This is a genomic window from Candidatus Falkowbacteria bacterium (genome assembly GCA_018674305.1).
Classification (GTDB): Bacteria; Patescibacteriota; Patescibacteriia; order UBA11705; family JABHMO01; genus JABMRF01.
In genome coordinates, this window is record JABHAL010000013.1 from 35,931 (window position 1) to 53,739 (window position 17,809).

The window sequence follows — 17,809 nt, forward strand, 5'->3', positions numbered from 1 at the left end:
TATGGAAAAGTTGCAAAAAACTAAAGCAATTGTGTTGAGTACAAAAGAATGGCGGGAGGATGACCTGCTTTTTTCGTTTTTAACAGAAGATTTTGGTAGGATCCAGGCAATTGCTACAGGTTCAAAAAAAATAACCAGTAAACTGGTAGGGCATTTAAGTACGCCAGGAATTGTTGAATTGATATTTGTACAGGGCAAGGCGCAAAAAAAGATTACTCACGCGTATTTAATAAAAACTTTCAAGTTGAATGAACCTGATGATTTCTATTTTTTAAATTTAGCCTGGGAGATTATCGATAAGGCAGTTTTGGAAGAAACTGCCTATAGCGAGGTTTGGCAATTACTCAGCTGGTTGTCCATAAATATTACTAATTACCAGATGTTTGAACAAAAAAGATTTATTGTAAATATTTTTTTAATTAAGTTATTGAATCTTCTAGGTTTTCGAATTAATTTGGAAAAACAAAGGAAGAATTTTAATATCAAAACTGCCCAAATAATTAGCCAACTTCAAAATGGGCAAGTTAGACCTGATTTTAGTATTTCTAAAAATGATAATCAAGCCTTATTTAAGTTTTTACAACGGTATTTGCAATATAATTTGGAACAACCATTTAACAGTTTTAAAATTGCGGGCACTATTGACAAATCAATCAAATTAGTCTAAAATTATATATTAAATTGTTCATTATAAATTAGGGGGAGGAATGAAGTTGTTGGTAGTTCTTGGTGTACTATTGTTTATGTGTACCCAATGTATCAAGGAAATGGAGTTTGGTGAGTGGCATGGTGAAATTCCTGGGGATAATCTTCAAGACGTGACAGGTGTTGACGCCAAAGATTTAACTGACACAATCGAGCCAGTCGATACTATTGATCCGATTGACACGATTGAACCAGTTGATACAGTTGATCCGATTGACACGGTCGATCCAATCGACAATATTGATCCTATCGATACAATTGACCCAATTGACACGTTTTCAGAGATAGTTAAGGAAGTCATAGTTCCAATTGAAACACAGTTAGAAGTGATTGAGTGTGCTCCAGGTTACCAGTATGACCCGGAGTCGGGTGAATGTGTTTCATTTTGTCCAGCTGATAAATATTACGAAGAGCAATTGGGGCAGTGTTTTTTCTATCCCTGTTGTGACTTGAATTCACAGTGGTCAGTTAGCGTGATGGATACTGAAACATCTTTGTTCACTATTTATCAGTTGAACTTGAATCAGCAGGTTGCTTATTTGCAAGGAGAACTAACGTTAGCGTCTCCACCTGAAATTGGTAACTGTGTTGGGCATTTACAGAAAAAAGAATTCACACTTACTTGTCAAAATGCTGAATACAGCTTACTTCTAACGTCAGAAACCACTTTAGAAGGGGAGGTTTTTGGGTTTTATAGTTATAGCTTTATTGATGGAACTTTTCAAAACGGTCCGTTCAATATGACTAAATAAACAAAAAAGAGGATGTCTCAAGTACATGCCTCTTTTTAATTATAAATCAGAACTTGACAATCTTCTGTATTTATATTAAACTATTATATAATTTGATTGTTCTTTATAGGGAGGAAGAAATGAGACAACAGAATATACTTTTGTTTATTCTAGTGCAAGTTGTTCTTATGGCATGTATCAGTAAACCACCACCTTGGCGACCAGATGGCTGGCTTGAAGTGACTAAAGAGGTTTTTCTTGATGTTAATGAAATCAAGGTAGTTGATCAGTTCGAAGTAAAGTACGATATGACGGCTCTTGAATTAAAAGAAGTAGAAACGAAAGATTTTATTGCTGTTGGGGATGAATATGATGCTAGTGATCAAGGTGAGGTAGAGCTTATTGATCTTGTTGCGGAGTTGTTAGATCAAAAAACACAAAAGGATCTGGAGATCTTAGATTATTTTGGTGAGCTAGATCAGTTTGAAGAGGAAGTCATTGAGTGTCCTCAGGGTTATCAATATGATCCTGAAGCAGGGGAGTGTGTTTCGTTTTGTCCGGCAGATAAGTATTATGAAGATAAGTTGGGCCAGTGTTTTTTCTATCCTTGCTGTGACTTAAATGCACAATGGTCAGTTAGCGTGATGGATACTGAAACATCTTCGTTTACTGTTTATCAAGTGAAATTGAATCAGCAGGTTGCCTATTTGCAAGGAGAATTGACGCTAACGTCTCCATCTGAAATTGCTAACTGTGTGGGGTATTTACAGAAAAAAGAATTCGCACTTACTTGTCAAAATGCTCAGTACAGCTTACTTCTAACGTCAGAGACCACTTCAGAAGATGAGGTTTTTGGGTTTTACAGTTATAGCTTTACTGATGGAACTTTTCAAAACGGTCCGTTTAATATGTCAAAGTAAACAAAAAAGAGGGTGTGAATGTACATTCCTCTTTTTCGTGTGTTAAAAAGTTTATCTCCGATTGTTATTACAGCGTGGTAGTCCCCAGTTGAACCAAGAACAAGTTTTTTCCTTGGTTGACGTGCAGATACCTTGCTGACACGCCAGTTCCATTTTGGGTTCATACCGATTGATATCCACTGAGATTTCAATTAATTCAGCAATTTTTTCAATCGGCATAATCGTTGGAGTCACGTCGGGTGTCGATAGACTGCCATTCAAAATGAAATGCCCAGATTTGCCAGAGCAATGGAAATACCATCTTCGCATCGGTCCATCGCCTTCCTTCATTAGAGCCTGCCAGTTCGTGACTGTGACAGAGCCAAGAGCTTTTTGCTCTTCGAGTCGCAGCATCAGAATCAAGCTGTACAATTTCAGGTTGGCCTGTTTCTTGGTGTGAACCATGGTCTGGCCAGTAGATTTCATTTGCAGAACAATGTCAGCACCTTTGTACCTGCCTGCCTTGGCCATTTCACTGCTGTCAGATTTGATGACCAAAAGCTGTAGCTTTCTGCCTTTACCAGGTCCTGGGATTTCTCGCATGTCCCCGTTGGATTCCAACTCGGCAACTGCAGCATTGAATTGATCAGATTGCTCTTTTCTTGCAGCGGCGATGTGATCATCCCAAAGCTTAATGATGTCAGGCCGGTTAGCAAAGTGGCCATGTACAACATTTGACACATTGGCAACCGCGAAGACGTACTTCTTCTTTGGGACACTGAACATTGACTGGAAAGCAGTAAGTCCCCAGTTAATGTTTCTGATCTGACTGTGTGGCATCACCCGTCGGAGAAGGTTGATGCAAGAGGCCAGTCCGTTTCGAACGTCAATACCCTCAATATCTGCAGAGTACAGATACTTGAGAATTTCTTTGACGTTTGGCAAATTTGAAACCCCCAATGACTTGGCAACCAGTGTGGCTGCGCAATCTTTTTTGTCTCTTGCTTTGCCAGTGCCATTGTCTGGGTGTTCGTCGAATTCGTTTCCCATTGTGCCAACGATAACGACACCACCAGACGTGTGTTCCGCCACCCACTCGGGAGTAGCATACCTCTCGATGAGAACAGCTGCTGCGATTTCGTCTGCGTGTGGACCAACGTGGGTTAAAAACCACAGAGCCTCTCCTGCCGCAAAAATAGGGAAACGGACATAGTTACTGTGTTCTTCAAGCCTAGATAGCTGGTTCAATTTGCACCTCCAATTTTGTTAAATTACAATATAGTAACTAATCAGTATAACACAGATGAGATATTTTGTCAACACTTATGTAAAATTAGGCAAATATTGCGGTATTTTTATTACTCGACAAAATTGTTAATTTTTGCTACTATATACCCAGCTTTACTATAATGTTCGTATAGCTATCGGTAGGGATCGCCACGATCGAAATTGTAAGTATTGAATAAAATATAAATACATCTGGTTCTTGCGCTCGTATAGCTCAGGGGTTAGAGCACCACGCTTATAACGTGGGGGTCGATGGTTCAATCCCATCTACGAGCACCAGTTGTATTTATATTTTGAGACTCGACGCAATTTTATTTACGAGTACTAGGGACGCTTAGCTCAGTTGGTTAGAGCGCATCGTTGACGTCGATGAGGTCAGTGGTTCGACTCCACTAGCGTCCACCAAAAAATCATCAATTTACTTTGGTGTTTTTTTATTACGGTCTATGGTTCGCCCAGCATACGCTGGGCGCCCGGCGTATGCCGGGCGACTCCACTAGCGTCCACCATGAAGCACCGGTATTTAGTTGACGGTGCTTTTTGGTTTAAATGATGTTATAATAGAACCGAATAAAAAATAAAAAGTATATTATGCCGATTATTGCTTGGGTTGCAGTTTTAATTTTAAGTTTGTGGGTATTGATTAAATCTGCAGATTATTTCACTGATTATGCGGAACAGTTAGGTAAAATATTACGTTTACCAAATTTTATTATTGGTGTAGTGATTGTTGCGATAGGAACATCGTTGCCTGAGTTTGCTACTTCTATAATGGGTGTGTATCAAGGGGATGTTGAATTTTTAAGTGGTAATGTTCTCGGTACAGTAATTGTAAATATTTTATTGGGATTAGGAATTGCAGTTATATTTACAAAACGTAAAACAATTTTTAATTGGGATATAGTTTCTAATGATTTGCCTTTTTTTGCTGCCGCTATTTTCTTAGTTGTAGTTTCTTTGATGGATGGTCATTTCAGTAAGGTTGAAGCTTTATTGTTTTTGGCTGGGTATATAATTTATATCATATATGCTTACTATATTCAGAAGGAAATAAAGGACACTGCTCAAAAAGAATACAAAAAAGAATTAAGCAAGGAAATTAAAAGTGGTTTAGAAGAAATGGAGGAAAAAGACAAAAAAGCAAGTTCAAAGTTTTTTGATAAAATTTTGAAAAAGGAAATTAAAATTGTAGTTATTCTGTTATTTAGTTTAGGTATTGTAGCTATTGCTTCTCACTTTGTTGTTACATCAGTTCTTAATTTAGCTGTCATATTAGGATTGGGAACTTCTGTTTTGGCAGCTACAGTAGTAGCGTTGGGAACGTCATTACCGGAAATTTTAGTGGCATTATCAGCTGCGCGAAGAGGTAATTTTGATATGGTGATTGGCGATATTTTAGGCTCAAATATTTTTGATATTTTTGTTATTTATGGAGTGGCTGGTTTGATAACTCCGCTAACCATAACGCATGAGCTGTTTGTAATTTTGTCTATTTTCCTTGTGGGTTGTTTTTTCCTTTTGTGGTTGGTTTTAATTGACAAGAAAATCACTAAGTCGGAGGCGTTAATGTTTATAGTTATTTATGTTTTATTTGCAGGTAAATTATTTAATATTTTTTAGTGATAATAAAAAAGTGGCCCTGTTATGGGCCACTTTTTGTTTTACAGAAAATTTAATATAAAAATTCTTGAATGTGATTGATGATATCCAATGGTTGAGTTGTTAATTCAAAACTGATCAGGTTTTTACTACCCAATGGATTGTATTGATTGAATCTATAGCATAGATCAATTGGTTTTTCGGCTTTTACTATACAAAACTTTTTACCCTTATCTTCATGGAATAGGGCAGTTATCTCAACAGTTGGAATGCTACTAATTAATTCGTCAATAGCACCTATTAAATCTTGCGATCTAGAGTTTGTCTCTTGAAAATCGTCTTGAGTAACTTCAGCCCAGGCGATTTTTTGTTGATCATCAGTTTTTAAATTCATTAATACACGACCCCAAAGTTTGAGCGCATTTACAGTTTGTTTTTGATATAAGTTTTGTACAATTGAATCCCTTTGTGCGCCTGCTGCCACTAACTGACTGGCGATATTTAAACTTTTTGGGGTTACTGAAGGAATTTTGAAGCTTTTAGTTTTTTCTACCATTCCAGTTAATAAATAAGTAGCAATGGGTTCATCTAGCAGCTTTGAATCAACCTGTTCAACAAAGTCGTAGATGATTTCTGAAACAGAAGAGGCTGTTAGATTGATTGCGTTTATATGCCCATAGTGTTCATTGTCTGGAGAGTGATCAATGTTGATAATAGGCACTTGGTAAAAAAAATCTGTATTATCAAAGTAGAGCGAACCAAGAGATTCCAGGTCAGGAGTATTTAAGGCAATTATTAAATCATATCGGTAATGATTGTCATTGATACGTATATTATTTTTTGAAAAAGTACTTTTTTCTGGATGAACGTGAATATGTAGACGATTATCTTCAATTTGATAATCAATTTCTGGATGTTTTTGATTTTCAATTTCCAGGCTGATGATAATTTTTTTTAAATTATTTACTTGTTTTTGAATTGAGGCTGCTTTTGGTAAAAATTTATAAGTAGAAGGTAACTCAAATTCAGGAGACACAATTTCTGCGCTTCGGCCCATTTTACTAAGTAATTCAGCTAGAGCTAAGCTTCCAGCAATGACATCACCGTTGTGATCCTGACGAAAGGTAATCAATGGATTATTGCTTTTCTGGATCGCTTCATAAAGTTGTTGATGTTGATTTAGCGCCATAACGGTTCTTGGGAACTTTTGAAAAATATATTTACTACTGCAATCCTGAAATTCTAGCTACAAATTGTTAAAAGTTCGTCTACTTAATTTGCTTTAAGTTTCCTTGCTTTTTACAATTTTCGTTTTAAAATTTCAGAATTTCGTAACGTAAATATATTTTCAAAAGTTCCCTTACAAGCATGGGCGTTAATATCATAAGGTAGTATCTTAACGAAATTAAAGGTATCTGTCAATAGATTTATTAACATGTAAAAGGGGTTTTTAGTATGGGAGCGATAGGCAGACCATTATCATGAACTTGTGTCAATTTTCGTTGATTTTAGGTAATTTTTATGCTAGAATTAAGTTAAGTATAATTTAAAGGTAAAAATATTTACTTTGGTGTTTTTAGAAACCCTTTTAGTTTTTTTTAACACTTTTGACACTTATTGCACCTCTAACATCTTCATCAATTTTAATATATGGACAAAACCTATCAATCAAAAAAATTCGAAGACAAGATTTATAAAAACTGGATAAAAAAAGATTTATTCAATCCAGACAAATACACCGGAGAACCATATTCAATAATGATGCCACCACCAAACGTGACCGGTGTTTTGCATTTGGGCCATGCTTTGGAAAATTCTTTAATGGACTCAATGGCGCGTTATCAGAGATTGCAAGGCAAAAAAGTTTTACTTTTACCAGGTGTAGATCATGCTGCAGTGGCAACTCAAGCCAAGGTCGAAAAGATTTTGATTGAACAAGGCATGGAAAATCCTAGGCAAGAACTGGGTAGGGACAAGTTATTAGAAAAAGTTAAAAAATACGCGGATGAGTCACGTGACACAATTCTAAAGCAAATTCGAAGGATGGGGACCAGTTGTGATTGGAGTCGTTTTGCTTATACATTTGATAAAGAAAGAAATCAAGCTGTAAATAAGGTCTTTAAGAAAATGTATGACGACGGCCTGATTTATCGTGGGTACAAAGTAATTAATTGGTCAGTCAAGGGTCAGTCAACTTGTTCAGATGATGAACTTGAACATAAAGAACGAGAAGCGAAGTTGTATACTTTTAAATATTCAAAAGATTTCCCAATTGAAATCGCGACTACACGACCGGAAACTAAACTTGGTGATACTGCAGTGGCAGTCAATCCAAAAGATAAACGTTATAAAAAATATATTGGACAAGAGCTTGAAGTTGATTTTTGTGGTAATAAGTTGAAACTAAAAATAATCTCTGACCCAGAAGTAGATCCAGATTTTGGGACTGGTGCGCTTGGGGTTACGCCGGCTCATAGTCCAGTTGATTTTGAAATGTATGAAAAGCAAAAAGCACTGAAACAGCCAATTGGTTTAATTCCGGTGATTGGAGCTGACGGAAAAATGACCAAAATGGCTGGCGCAGAGTTTGTGGGATTAAGCGTAGAAAAAGCTCGGGATAAAGTTGTTAAAAAACTCAAAGCTAACGGTTTATTTATAAAAGAAGAAGATATAATGCAAAACGTGGGAACTTCAGATCGTTTCGGTGACGTGGTAGAAGCAATTCCAATGACTCAATGGTTTGTTGATGTGAACAAAGAGATCCCAGGTAAGAAAAAAAGTTTAAAACAATTAATGACGCAGGCCGTTAACAAAGGACATAAAGGAAAAGGTGATCAGAAGATCAATATTGCTCCTCAGCATTTTGAAAAAATATATTTTCAGTGGATTGATAATTTGCGTGACTGGTGCATTTCTCGGCAGATTTGGTTTGGCCATCGTATCCCTGTTTGGTACAAAGAAGGAAATTCAGTTGTCGGAATTCGCCATGGTGAAGCAGAAAATAATGCTCAGGATTATTTAAATGGTGATATTGATAATAATCATTTTGCATTAACAAAAAAGGGTCAAAAACAAGTTGAACAAGCGGCTGAAGAATTAGCAGATCAAAAATTTGATTTAATTTATACTTCTGATTTTCTACGAACTAAGCAAACTGCAAAAATTTTAGCTGACAAGTTGGGAGTTAAACAGGTGATTGAAGACCCTCGTTTACGGGAATATGGTATGGGCGAATTTGAAGGTAATGCAGATGGTAGTTTGAGTAGATGCCGTTGTGGTCACTTTGCTGATTGGAAAAATGCTAATCCTCATGGAGTTGAATCATGGACAAGTGTTTACGGTAGAACTATGGCTGTGTTAGAAGAAATAAAACAAAAACATACTGATAAAAAAGTTTTAATTGTCTCTCATGGTGAAATTCTTCGTTATATATCTTCTTATGGCAGAAACTTAGAGCCAGAACAAACCTTTTTACTCCCTTATCCTCAGAACGCTGGAACAATCAAGGTGGATTTAAATGAAGAACAAATTAAAGTGAGTGATCAACCAGTCAATGATCCAGGTTGGCATCAAGACCCTGACACTTTGGATACCTGGTTTTCTTCAGGGTTGTGGACATTCTCAACTTTAGGTTGGCCGGAGAACAATAAGGAAAAAAATAAAGAAAAAAAGAAAATAATAAACGACTTAAAAACTTTTCACCCGACCAGCTGGATGCAAATGGGATATGAGCTTTTATTTTTTTGGATGGCTAGAATGATTTTGATGTCCACTTACGTTATGGACGAAATCCCTTTTAAGAATGTTTACATTCACGGTATGCTCCGTGACGAAAAAGGCCAGAAGTTTTCTAAGTCAGCAGGTAATGGTGTGGATCCAATTGAAGTTATTGATAAATATGGAGCAGATGCTCTACGTTGGGCACTGTTGATTGGCATTTCCCCTGGTAATGACTCTGCTTTTTACGACGAAAAAGTTGAAAGTGCTCGAAATTTAGTCAATAAACTTTGGAATGTGTCGCGTTATATTATAGGAGATATAGGTGATAAAGGAGATAGAGGAGAGAACAAAGAGACCTTAGCTGATGCGTGGATTTTATCACGATTTAATCAACTCAAGGAGCGAGTAACAAAATTATTGGATGAATTTAATTTCTCAGCAGCAGGTGAAGAGCTACGAGAGTTTACTTGGAGTGAATTTGCGGATTGGTACATCGAAATATCAAAAATCAAAGATCAAAATTCTGAATTAAGAAAGAAAATTTTAGTAAAAATTCTCAAAGAGCTCTTGGTTATGTGGCACCCGTATGTGCCTTTTGTTACCCAAGCGATATGGCAACAGTTTGATCCCAAAGAAGATATAATGATAACTCAGTGGCCAAAGGTGGATAAAGCTTTAATTAACAAGCCAAAGGAACAAAAATTTGCTATAATTAAGGAGGTAATTATTAAAATTCGTAATTTACGGTCAGAGTACAAAATAGATCCAGGCAAAAGAATAAAGGTGTTATTGAAAACTGATAAGCCTTTTGTTGAAGAGAATAAGGATGTTATAATCGTCTTGGCTCGTTTGGAACAACTTGATTTTGTAGACCATAAACCGGAGAAAGCAGCCTCAGCCGTTGTCGATGGGGTGGAGGTTTATTTACCGTTAGCAGATATTCTTGATCCTGAAAAGGAAAAACAGCGGTTGGTATCTGAGAAAAGCAATTTGGAAACTTTTGTTGGTAACCTAGAAAAGAAATTAAGCAACAAACAGTTCATTTCTAATGCTCCAAAACAAGTAGTTGAAATTGAAAAACAAAAGTTGAAAACAGCACAGGAAAATTTATCTAAAATACAACAACAAATAATTAACTTGAATTAAAAATATGGTTGCAACAACAAAAAAAGATGACAAAAAAGAGGATTTAGACAAAGTTTTAGCTGATTTGAAAAAGAAGAACGATGATCTAAATACAAGGACGTCAAAATCATTGACTAATTTTGTGGTTTGTGCTATATTTAGATGAAAGAACAAGGTCATCTAAAATATAATTTTTATGCCTAAGCAGGCAATCAATTTAAAAGCACCGGAAGGCCTAGGTCACATGGAGCTTAGGGTTAGTTTTGTGTACGTTCGAAATGCTTAATTTAAGCATTTTTTTGTTATTTTGTAATAAATAGGATAAATATAAATATTTTATGTCAGAATTAAACCCCAACCAGATCATTGGTAAAGAACAATTTGTAGAAGGTGTCGATGATGATGACAGTAAGGTTTCAGCGCCAGAAAAGAAAAAAAAGAAAAAAAAGCGTAGTGAACCGAAATTGCCAGAAGATTTAAAGCCGTTTGAAAAAGAGGCTGCTATTTTTGCTAAATCAAATCGTCGAATTTTGGCAGATCTTGCCGGTGATAATACTTTGAGGTTTAAACCAGGGAAAGGTTTTAAGATTAATTTGGTGTCCGGTGAAGTTACGCTTGGTTTAGAGCAATGGAAGTGGGCACATGAACATGGGTTGGGACATGAGCAAATTCTTTTCAGTAGTGGTCATGAAATTGCTCATTTTTGGGATTTGAGAGAAGACCCAGAGGGAATGCTTGAAAATTTTGATTATATGGAAAAAAAGGCCAGAGGCTTGGCCCCACAAGTAGAGGCCATTTTGAAAAAAAAGCATGGCGATCTACCAGAATATTTAACTAAACAAAAAAAAGTTGATCCTGATGACCCGAGCAAAACAATGAGTGGTTTAGAAATATTTTTATATAAACAACTGCATACATTATATAATTGTTTGGATGATATTTATGTTAATAAGCGAGTTGGTAGGAAAATGGCTCGTTATTTGATTGAAGGAAAAAGACACAGTCCTCAAGTGATGAAAATGTACAGAGATTTTTTGTTTCCAACTGATAGTAAGAAACGAGGACAGCCACCGGAGGATGAGCTAACCTCATATTATCTTAAAAAAAGTGCTAAGGCTCAACAGTTGGTTTATCTTTTGTTGCGAAAAAGAATGGTGCCGGATCAAATGGTAATAGTGGATGATGAAATAAAAAAAATTGTCGAAGATGAGGATATGGAAAAGTTGGTTGATTTTATAACGACACCTAGTCCTGATGGTATTCCAGAAAAAGATCAACACAGAGCATCTTGGAGATATAAACAAATTAAAGAATATATTGAACCATTCTATATTGAGCTTTTGATGAAAGATATAGAAGAATTAGAAATCCCTCCAGAAAAAGAAACACAAATGGGTGACGGCGAAGGTGAAGGCGAAGAAGGTGAGGGTGAAGGTGAAGGTGAAGGTGAAGGTGAAGGTGAAGGTGAAGGTGAAGGTGAAGGCGAAGAAGGTGAAGGCGAAGAAGGTGAGGGTGAAGGTGAACCAAAGGATGGTGAGCCTAAAGATGGCAAACCAAATCCTTGGTCACAACTCAATCCTAATAAGCCAATGGACAGAAAAACAGTTGCAGATTATTTAAAAGATAAAAAAGGTAAAGATGAAGAAGAGTCAAAAAAAGTAGCCGAGCGTGAACGCAAGGCTAGAATGACGCCGGCGGAAAGAGCCAAAGAAGCAATTCGCAGAGCAGATAAAGCTTTTGCTGAAAAGCATGATATTCCTGAAGAAAAAGTGCATGATTATCGTCAGATCTCGCATGAAATTGCTAAACATAAGGAGGAATTAGCTCAATTATTTGAAAGTATTTGTAAAAATATAAGTCGTCAGATTGAATTAGCTTGGGAAAAGTATTACCGTTCTGGTAAATTGGATGTTGCTCGATTGACGAAGAAGTACGGTCCATACTTTGTGGATAAAAAAATGCTCAGTTTTGTACAGTTTGATCAGCTTGAGACTTATCAGCAGAGAGCGTTTATTGAAAAATTAAGTCTAAAACCGGATGAATTTAGAATTAGATTTATTGTCGATTGTTCAGGATCTATGACGCTTGGTGATAAAACATATAAAGCCAAAGAAGTGTTAGTTTTGTTTTTGGAATCTTTAGCAACATTTGAAGACAAAATTGATCGCATGTTCAAAAAATTCAATATGAAACAACCACCACTTCGAGCCAGAACTCAAATTATTACTTTTGGTGATGAAGGTGGGTCTGAGGAGGTTAAAAAACTCAGAACGGAAAGAAGAATTAATGTGGAACAAGAGAGGGTAGATCGGTTGCGAGGTTTTGCGGGGATTCATTCAGATGGTGGTAATACCTGTGATGATGAGGCTTGGCAAAAGGTGAAGGGAACTTTTTGGGACGGAGATTCAGAGAAAATTAAAAAGGGAGAGTTGAAAGATATTGCGATCGAAATTACAGATGGTGGCTCAACTACAGCTGCTGAAACAAGATCTTTGTTGCACCAAATTTCAAATATGGGAATAGTAACACGTGCGATTGGTGTTTTTGATAAAGACGAAGAAGGGGATGATTATAGGTCCTCTTGGCGAAGTTCTGATTTAGATACTTTTGATGAAGTTTGGGGCAAAGACGGTGAAGTTATTCATGATGTTAGTGAATTGGTTGAAGCAGTTTATAAATTACTCAAAGAACAGATTCAGGATATTAACTTCCAAATGGGAGAAGCTGAAGAATAAACAAATTAATTATCAATTGATCAATGTACAAAGTCCTAAATAAATACAAAAATAATAAGGTTCAAATTTTAAAATTGTTTTGAGTTTATGTGCTTGGATTTGTTTAGAGCTTGATCAACTGACTAATCGTTTATTAACTTTATTACATATTAATTAAAATTCTATGGTTCTAAATTTTTTCAAATCAAAGTTCGAGAAGAACTACACTCCAGTAGAGGAAGTGGATGCTGTTGAGTTACAAGAGTGGAAAGCTAATGATGAGCGTGCAGAAAGATTATTCGAACAATATCAAGAGTATTTTACTTTGCTTTCTGATGTTCGGCCGGATTTAACTTCAATAGAAGAAACCGTTCAAACTGAGAAAGGTCCTAAGAAGGTTAAACGTCGATTGCAAGTTACGGAAATGCTGGAAACCGATCGTGAGCATTGGCGGAAGTTTATCAATACAAAAAAAATCAAGCAGGATTTAGCTGAAGAATTGTCAGACTCTACAGACTCAAAAATGGTAATCGAAACGGAGGTTGAGGCAGTTTTGGATTCAATTGCAGAAATAGTTGAATTAAGAAAGCAAGTTGTGGGGGATGAGGAAATTGGAATTAGTATTCCAAACGAAGTGCAGGATGCTTATAATTATAGAGTTCAGGAAGGAATCACAGCCAAAAAGAAAATTAAAGATTATAATAAAAGATTAGAACAATTGTTGGTAGCTTCTCGCGGTTCGTCAGCACGTAAACGTAGACCTGCTCAAGTCAGAGCAGCTAGAAATGAATATAAGCAATTAAAGGAGGAGTTTAGCGAATATATTGAAAATGATCCAGATGCTTTTATGGTTATGGCCTTCGATAGAATGTTAAATATGAAGAAATCATTTGATGAGGGTGGTAGAATTGTTGAGACTCGCTATGTGAAAATTTTAATGGAGCAAGTTTACGAAAAGTTAGAAGGTGGTCGCCCAGTATTTTTGCATGGTGAATTGGGAAGTGGAAAGTCAGAAGTAGCTAAACATTTATCCAGAAAAATTTTGTCTAGACATTATTTACATCGTTGGGAAACGGGAGATGAGGACTTGAACTTGGCTCCACACCCGAAACCAATAAAACCAGCAGAAATAAACTATGAAGATTATGTAAAAGAAGGTATGAGTGAGGAGGAGGTAAGTGAAAATACTCGAGAATTCAACAAAGCCAGGAAAGAGAGACTTGGAAAACTGGAAGAGTGGCGTAAAAAGCTTAAAGATTGGCACAAAGAACGAAAAGAACAAGCAGAGCCTTATTTAATATCTGGTCATCGAGGATTAGAAGCAGAACAGTTTATCGGAGGAATGAAGATTGAGCGTATGAAGAGTATGACACCAGAAGAGAAAACTAAACTGATGATGGAAAAATTGGCGGAGTATAGGTCTGAACACGAGAAAGACGGCGTAGCAAAGGAAAAATTAGACCAGATGATGGGGTTATATGAGGAAGATCTAAAAAAGTTTTACGATAACCCAGTAGAAGTTTGTGGTTATCTGGGTATGTTTTATCGCGCGATGCAAGAAGGCCGACCAATTATTATTGATGAGATGAATGCCATTCCTCATCACGTGTTGATTTTATTAAATGATCTTTTGACTAGAGTTCCTGGTGATAATGTTAAACCTATGGTTGAGGGAGTTTCTGAGTTTACTGTAAAAAAAGGATTTTATGTTATTGCTACAGGTAACTGGGATCCAGAATCAGCTGATGTTTATGTAGGTCGGCAAAAGATAGATGCTGCCTATTTATCACGTTTTGAATTAGAAAAATACGATTATTTACCTAATGCCGTTGACTTCAGTCTTCTGGCAGAAACTTCAACGCTGGAACAGGAAGATGAACATAAGCTAAGGCAAGAAAATGAATTATTTCACATGTTGATTATCAGAATGTTAGACAATAACGGCTCATTGCAGATCCCAGAGGGAGGAGATGATCAACTTTATAGATTGGCAGTTGTGGCTAGAAATATTCAAAGCGCTTTTTCTGGTTTTGATGTGCCAAGTGAATATTTTCCAGATGCCACCGGTAATGTTGAACGTGGCCCAAAAGATGTATTAAAGGAAAATGTTTTGTCATTACGACACTTGATCCCAATTATAGAACGTTGGAAAAGTGAAGGTTATAGTAAACCAATTGATGTTTATCTTTTTAATTATTACTTGGAAAGATCTAAGGCGAGAGAAGAAGAAATGCTTTATCTTTATGAAAAACTGCAAACGCAGGGAGATTTTTTCTCTGTTAGTGAAGGCTGGCCTCCAGCAACAGGCGAGATTGATCCGGCAACTGGAGCTAATGATGATGATCAAAAGTTTCAACAACAGGCCAAAAATAGAATTTTAAAATTTGATACAGCTAAAATGTTGCATGATGTTGATTATTTGAGTGGACATAAATCGGGTGAAGCTCTTATTGATGATGATATGCCGGAAGTAGCGACTATGTCGGCGGTAGAGGTAATCAAGATGCTGTTTGGGCGTATCCCGGAGAGAACCGAGATTAGATTAAAGAAAGTCAACTTAGGTGAAAATGGTGAGCCTGAAGGTGGAGTAAAAGCAGAATTAGACCCAGTCACAGAAAGAGAAATCCGTAAACTTTCTGAAAGAAATGAAGAACTTGACGATAGAGTTGAGCATCATGTAGATGAGGGAGGTAAAGATATGCAGGGTGCTCAGGATGCGTTAAAACATGGTCACAGGAAATCCGAAGAATCTGTAGAAGGCGAACGCTAATAATTACGTTAAGTATTAAATATGATCAATCCAGAACAGCAATTGAAGGAAAGCGCACTTAGGGTGAACTTCGATGAACGTCAGCAAGATTATTTTGATAGACTAATGTCTGAATTAGAAGTTATTTCTCAGGGCAAGGGTTTTTTAGAGTTGGAAAAAGAGGCTTTAGCCGGGACAGTAGTAGCTCTTCAGCGTTTACGTGAATATATTGCCAAGAAAGAACAGATTGTGGAGTTTATCGAGAATAAAGAAATACCACCTGTTTTTGTTAAGACGATTGAATCCATCACTCCGGAAGGAGTAGAGGTTAAAATACAGTTACAAATGGAATTGGAGTCTTGGAAAGGGGCTTATGCTCTAGCTGGCATTGATTGGGTTGAGTTTCCTGATAAGTTGGAGGTCACCCAAGAACAAGCTACACGTATGCAGGAATTAATTGCCAAGTATGGTTTTGATAAAATGATGATTATTCCAGATGAAATAAATGGCAATAACGAATTTAGTGATAATAAAAATTATGAATTAACTAATTTACTTCTTGATGGAGTTGATAAGATCTCTACTACTAATGCTTATCGTGGTTCCGGCGGTTCAATTAGCCGGGTGCGGGATAATAGGCAGGGATTGAGAATTGTTTTAATGAAAAAAGTTTCTGATTTTAATGAAAGTCAATTATATAGAAGCACTTTAGCCGTTAGATGTGATCAAGTTCAAAAGACAGAACCTTTTAAAGAACCGGAGATATCAGGTTTAACGTTGTCTGAGTTTGCTGTCTGGCAGTGGATGTATTACAAAGCGACTTCTAAATTTTGGGGCTCAGATGGAGGAACTGGAGTTTGGCTACCAGAAACAAAATTTGCTTCAGATAGATATATTACGCCAATCGCTTTAATGAAGGAGACTGGTCAAAAAATTGCATTCACAGAGAGAGCACCGGATGAAAGTTACCCAAATGCAGGAACTTTGTTTGGCGCAGTGTTTCCGATTGAGTAGATGTACGAACTTATAAGAAATTACGAACAATTACTTAATTACTACTTACTATTTACCATTTACTATTTACTTATTAACTTATGTCAGTCAACACAGATCCACAAAAAATCGAACAGTTATTAACTCGCGGAGTGGAAAATGTTTACCCAAATAAAGAATTTTTGGAAGAACTTTTGAAATCCGGGAAAAAACTAAAACTATATTTAGGAATTGATCCTACCGGTCCAAGTTTGCATTTGGGGCACGCTATTAGTTTAATGAAACTCAGACAATTTCAGGAACTTGGTCACACGGTTATTATGTTGATTGGTAGTTTTACTGCCATGATCGGTGATCCAACTGATAAATTAGCCGTTCGTCAGCCATTGACCAGAAAACAAGTTTTAGCCAATTGCAAGAACTATGAAAAACAAGCGGCCAGTATTTTGGATATGAAAAAAACTGAAGTTAAATACAATAACAAGTGGTTAGATAAATTGAACTTCAAAGATATCGTTGAAATTGCAGGGAAATTCACAGTTCAGCAAATGCTAGAGCGTGATATGTTTGAGAATCGAATGAAAGAAGGTAAACCGATCGGATTGCATGAGTTTTTGTATCCTTTAATGCAGGGCTATGATTGTGTGGCCATGAAAGTTGATGGTGAAATTGGTGGCAATGATCAAACCTTTAATATGTTGGCCGGACGGACGTTAATGAAATCCATGAGTAATAAAGAAAAGTTTGTAGTGACTAATAAATTGTTAGCTGATACTTCTGGTAAGAAAATGGGTAAGTCCGAGGGTAATATGATTACTTTGGATGATGCTGCTGTAGATAAGTTTGGTAAAGTAATGGCCTGGACAGATGATATGATTGTGAATGGCTTTGAACTTTGCACTTTTGAACCAGCAAGTAAGGTTAGCGAAGTTGAAGCGCGATTAAATAAAGGTGAAAATCCACGTGACCTTAAATTAGAATTAGCCAAAGCTATTGTTAGAATTTATCATGGTGAAGCAGAAGCCGAAAAAGCAGTTGATAACTTTATAAAAACTTTTTCACAAAAGCAAAACCCGGATGACATTGAAGAGTTTGATTTAAGTGGTAAAACAATTATTGAAGCGTTAGTTGAGGCAAGGGTAGTACAATCAAATTCAGAAGCTAGAAGAAATATTCAACAAGGTGGTGTCAAAATCAACGATCAAGTTGTTGAAAAAATAGATACAAAAGTTAAATCTGGTGATGTTATCCAAAAAGGTAAACGCCATTTTATAAAAATCAAATAAT

General features: G+C 36.4%; 11 protein-coding genes, 2 tRNA genes and 1 pseudogene. 11 read left to right on the forward strand and 3 right to left on the reverse strand.

Annotated features, from left to right (window positions below; all coding sequences use genetic code 11):
* The first annotated feature begins 1 nt into the window (after position 1).
* The 3 genes from HN643_04835 (at position 2) to HN643_04845 (ending at position 2,356) form a co-directional block, all read left to right on the forward strand.
* Positions 2–667 (forward strand): hypothetical protein, encoded by a 666-nt coding sequence (locus HN643_04835; GenBank protein MBT7500966.1) that lies wholly within the window; start codon positions 2–4, stop codon positions 665–667.
* 76 nt (positions 668–743) lie between these two features.
* The gene (locus HN643_04840; protein ID MBT7500967.1) at positions 744–1,457 is read left to right on the forward strand and encodes a hypothetical protein; all 714 of its coding nucleotides are present in this window, start codon (positions 744–746) and stop codon (positions 1,455–1,457) included.
* 119 nt (positions 1,458–1,576) lie between these two features.
* Positions 1,577–2,356: a hypothetical protein gene (locus HN643_04845; GenBank protein MBT7500968.1), complete on the forward strand. Its 780-nt coding sequence runs from the start codon at positions 1,577–1,579 to the stop codon at positions 2,354–2,356.
* A gap of 51 nt (positions 2,357–2,407) precedes the next feature.
* Here HN643_04845 and HN643_04850 read toward each other — a convergent pair whose 3' ends face one another.
* Entirely contained in the window at positions 2,408–3,385 is a 978-nt protein-coding gene (locus HN643_04850) for a hypothetical protein (protein MBT7500969.1), read from the reverse strand.
* 440 nt (positions 3,386–3,825) lie between these two features.
* Here HN643_04850 and HN643_04855 point away from each other — a divergent pair.
* From HN643_04855 to HN643_04865, 3 genes are all read left to right on the forward strand, one after another.
* Positions 3,826–3,901, forward strand: a tRNA-Ile gene (locus tag HN643_04855).
* Positions 3,902–3,950: 49 nt separating this feature from the next.
* Positions 3,951–4,027 (forward strand) — tRNA-Val (locus HN643_04860).
* A gap of 186 nt (positions 4,028–4,213) precedes the next feature.
* Positions 4,214–5,242: a calcium/sodium antiporter gene (locus HN643_04865; GenBank protein MBT7500970.1), complete on the forward strand. Its 1,029-nt coding sequence runs from the start codon at positions 4,214–4,216 to the stop codon at positions 5,240–5,242.
* 52 nt (positions 5,243–5,294) lie between these two features.
* Here the strand turns inward: HN643_04865 and HN643_04870 are convergent, their stop codons facing one another.
* A complete protein-coding gene (locus HN643_04870; GenBank protein ID MBT7500971.1) occupies positions 5,295–6,410 on the reverse strand; it encodes a hypothetical protein in 1,116 nt (371 codons plus the stop codon).
* Between the two features lie 461 nt (positions 6,411–6,871).
* Between HN643_04870 and HN643_04875 the strand changes: the two genes are divergently transcribed.
* Complete coding sequence (locus tag HN643_04875; GenBank protein MBT7500972.1) at positions 6,872–10,087, forward strand: class I tRNA ligase family protein; 3,216 nt, start codon at positions 6,872–6,874, stop codon at positions 10,085–10,087.
* Positions 10,088–10,091: 4 nt separating this feature from the next.
* Positions 10,092–10,232, forward strand: coding sequence for a hypothetical protein (locus tag HN643_04880; protein MBT7500973.1), 141 nt, complete (start codon positions 10,092–10,094; stop codon positions 10,230–10,232).
* Between the two features lie 1,161 nt (positions 10,233–11,393).
* Here HN643_04880 and HN643_04885 read toward each other — a convergent pair.
* A pseudogene (locus tag HN643_04885) lies at positions 11,394–11,603 on the reverse strand (hypothetical protein).
* Between the two features lie 1,361 nt (positions 11,604–12,964).
* Here HN643_04885 and HN643_04890 point away from each other — a divergent pair.
* From HN643_04890 to HN643_04900, 3 genes are all read left to right on the forward strand, one after another.
* Positions 12,965–15,550: an AAA family ATPase gene (locus tag HN643_04890; protein MBT7500974.1), complete on the forward strand. Its 2,586-nt coding sequence runs from the start codon at positions 12,965–12,967 to the stop codon at positions 15,548–15,550.
* A gap of 21 nt (positions 15,551–15,571) precedes the next feature.
* The gene (locus HN643_04895; GenBank protein ID MBT7500975.1) at positions 15,572–16,543 is read left to right on the forward strand and encodes a hypothetical protein; all 972 of its coding nucleotides are present in this window, start codon (positions 15,572–15,574) and stop codon (positions 16,541–16,543) included.
* An 80-nt stretch (positions 16,544–16,623) separates the two neighbouring features.
* The gene (locus HN643_04900; GenBank protein ID MBT7500976.1) at positions 16,624–17,808 is read left to right on the forward strand and encodes a tyrosine--tRNA ligase; all 1,185 of its coding nucleotides are present in this window, start codon (positions 16,624–16,626) and stop codon (positions 17,806–17,808) included.
* The last annotated feature ends 1 nt before the right edge of the window (position 17,809 follow it).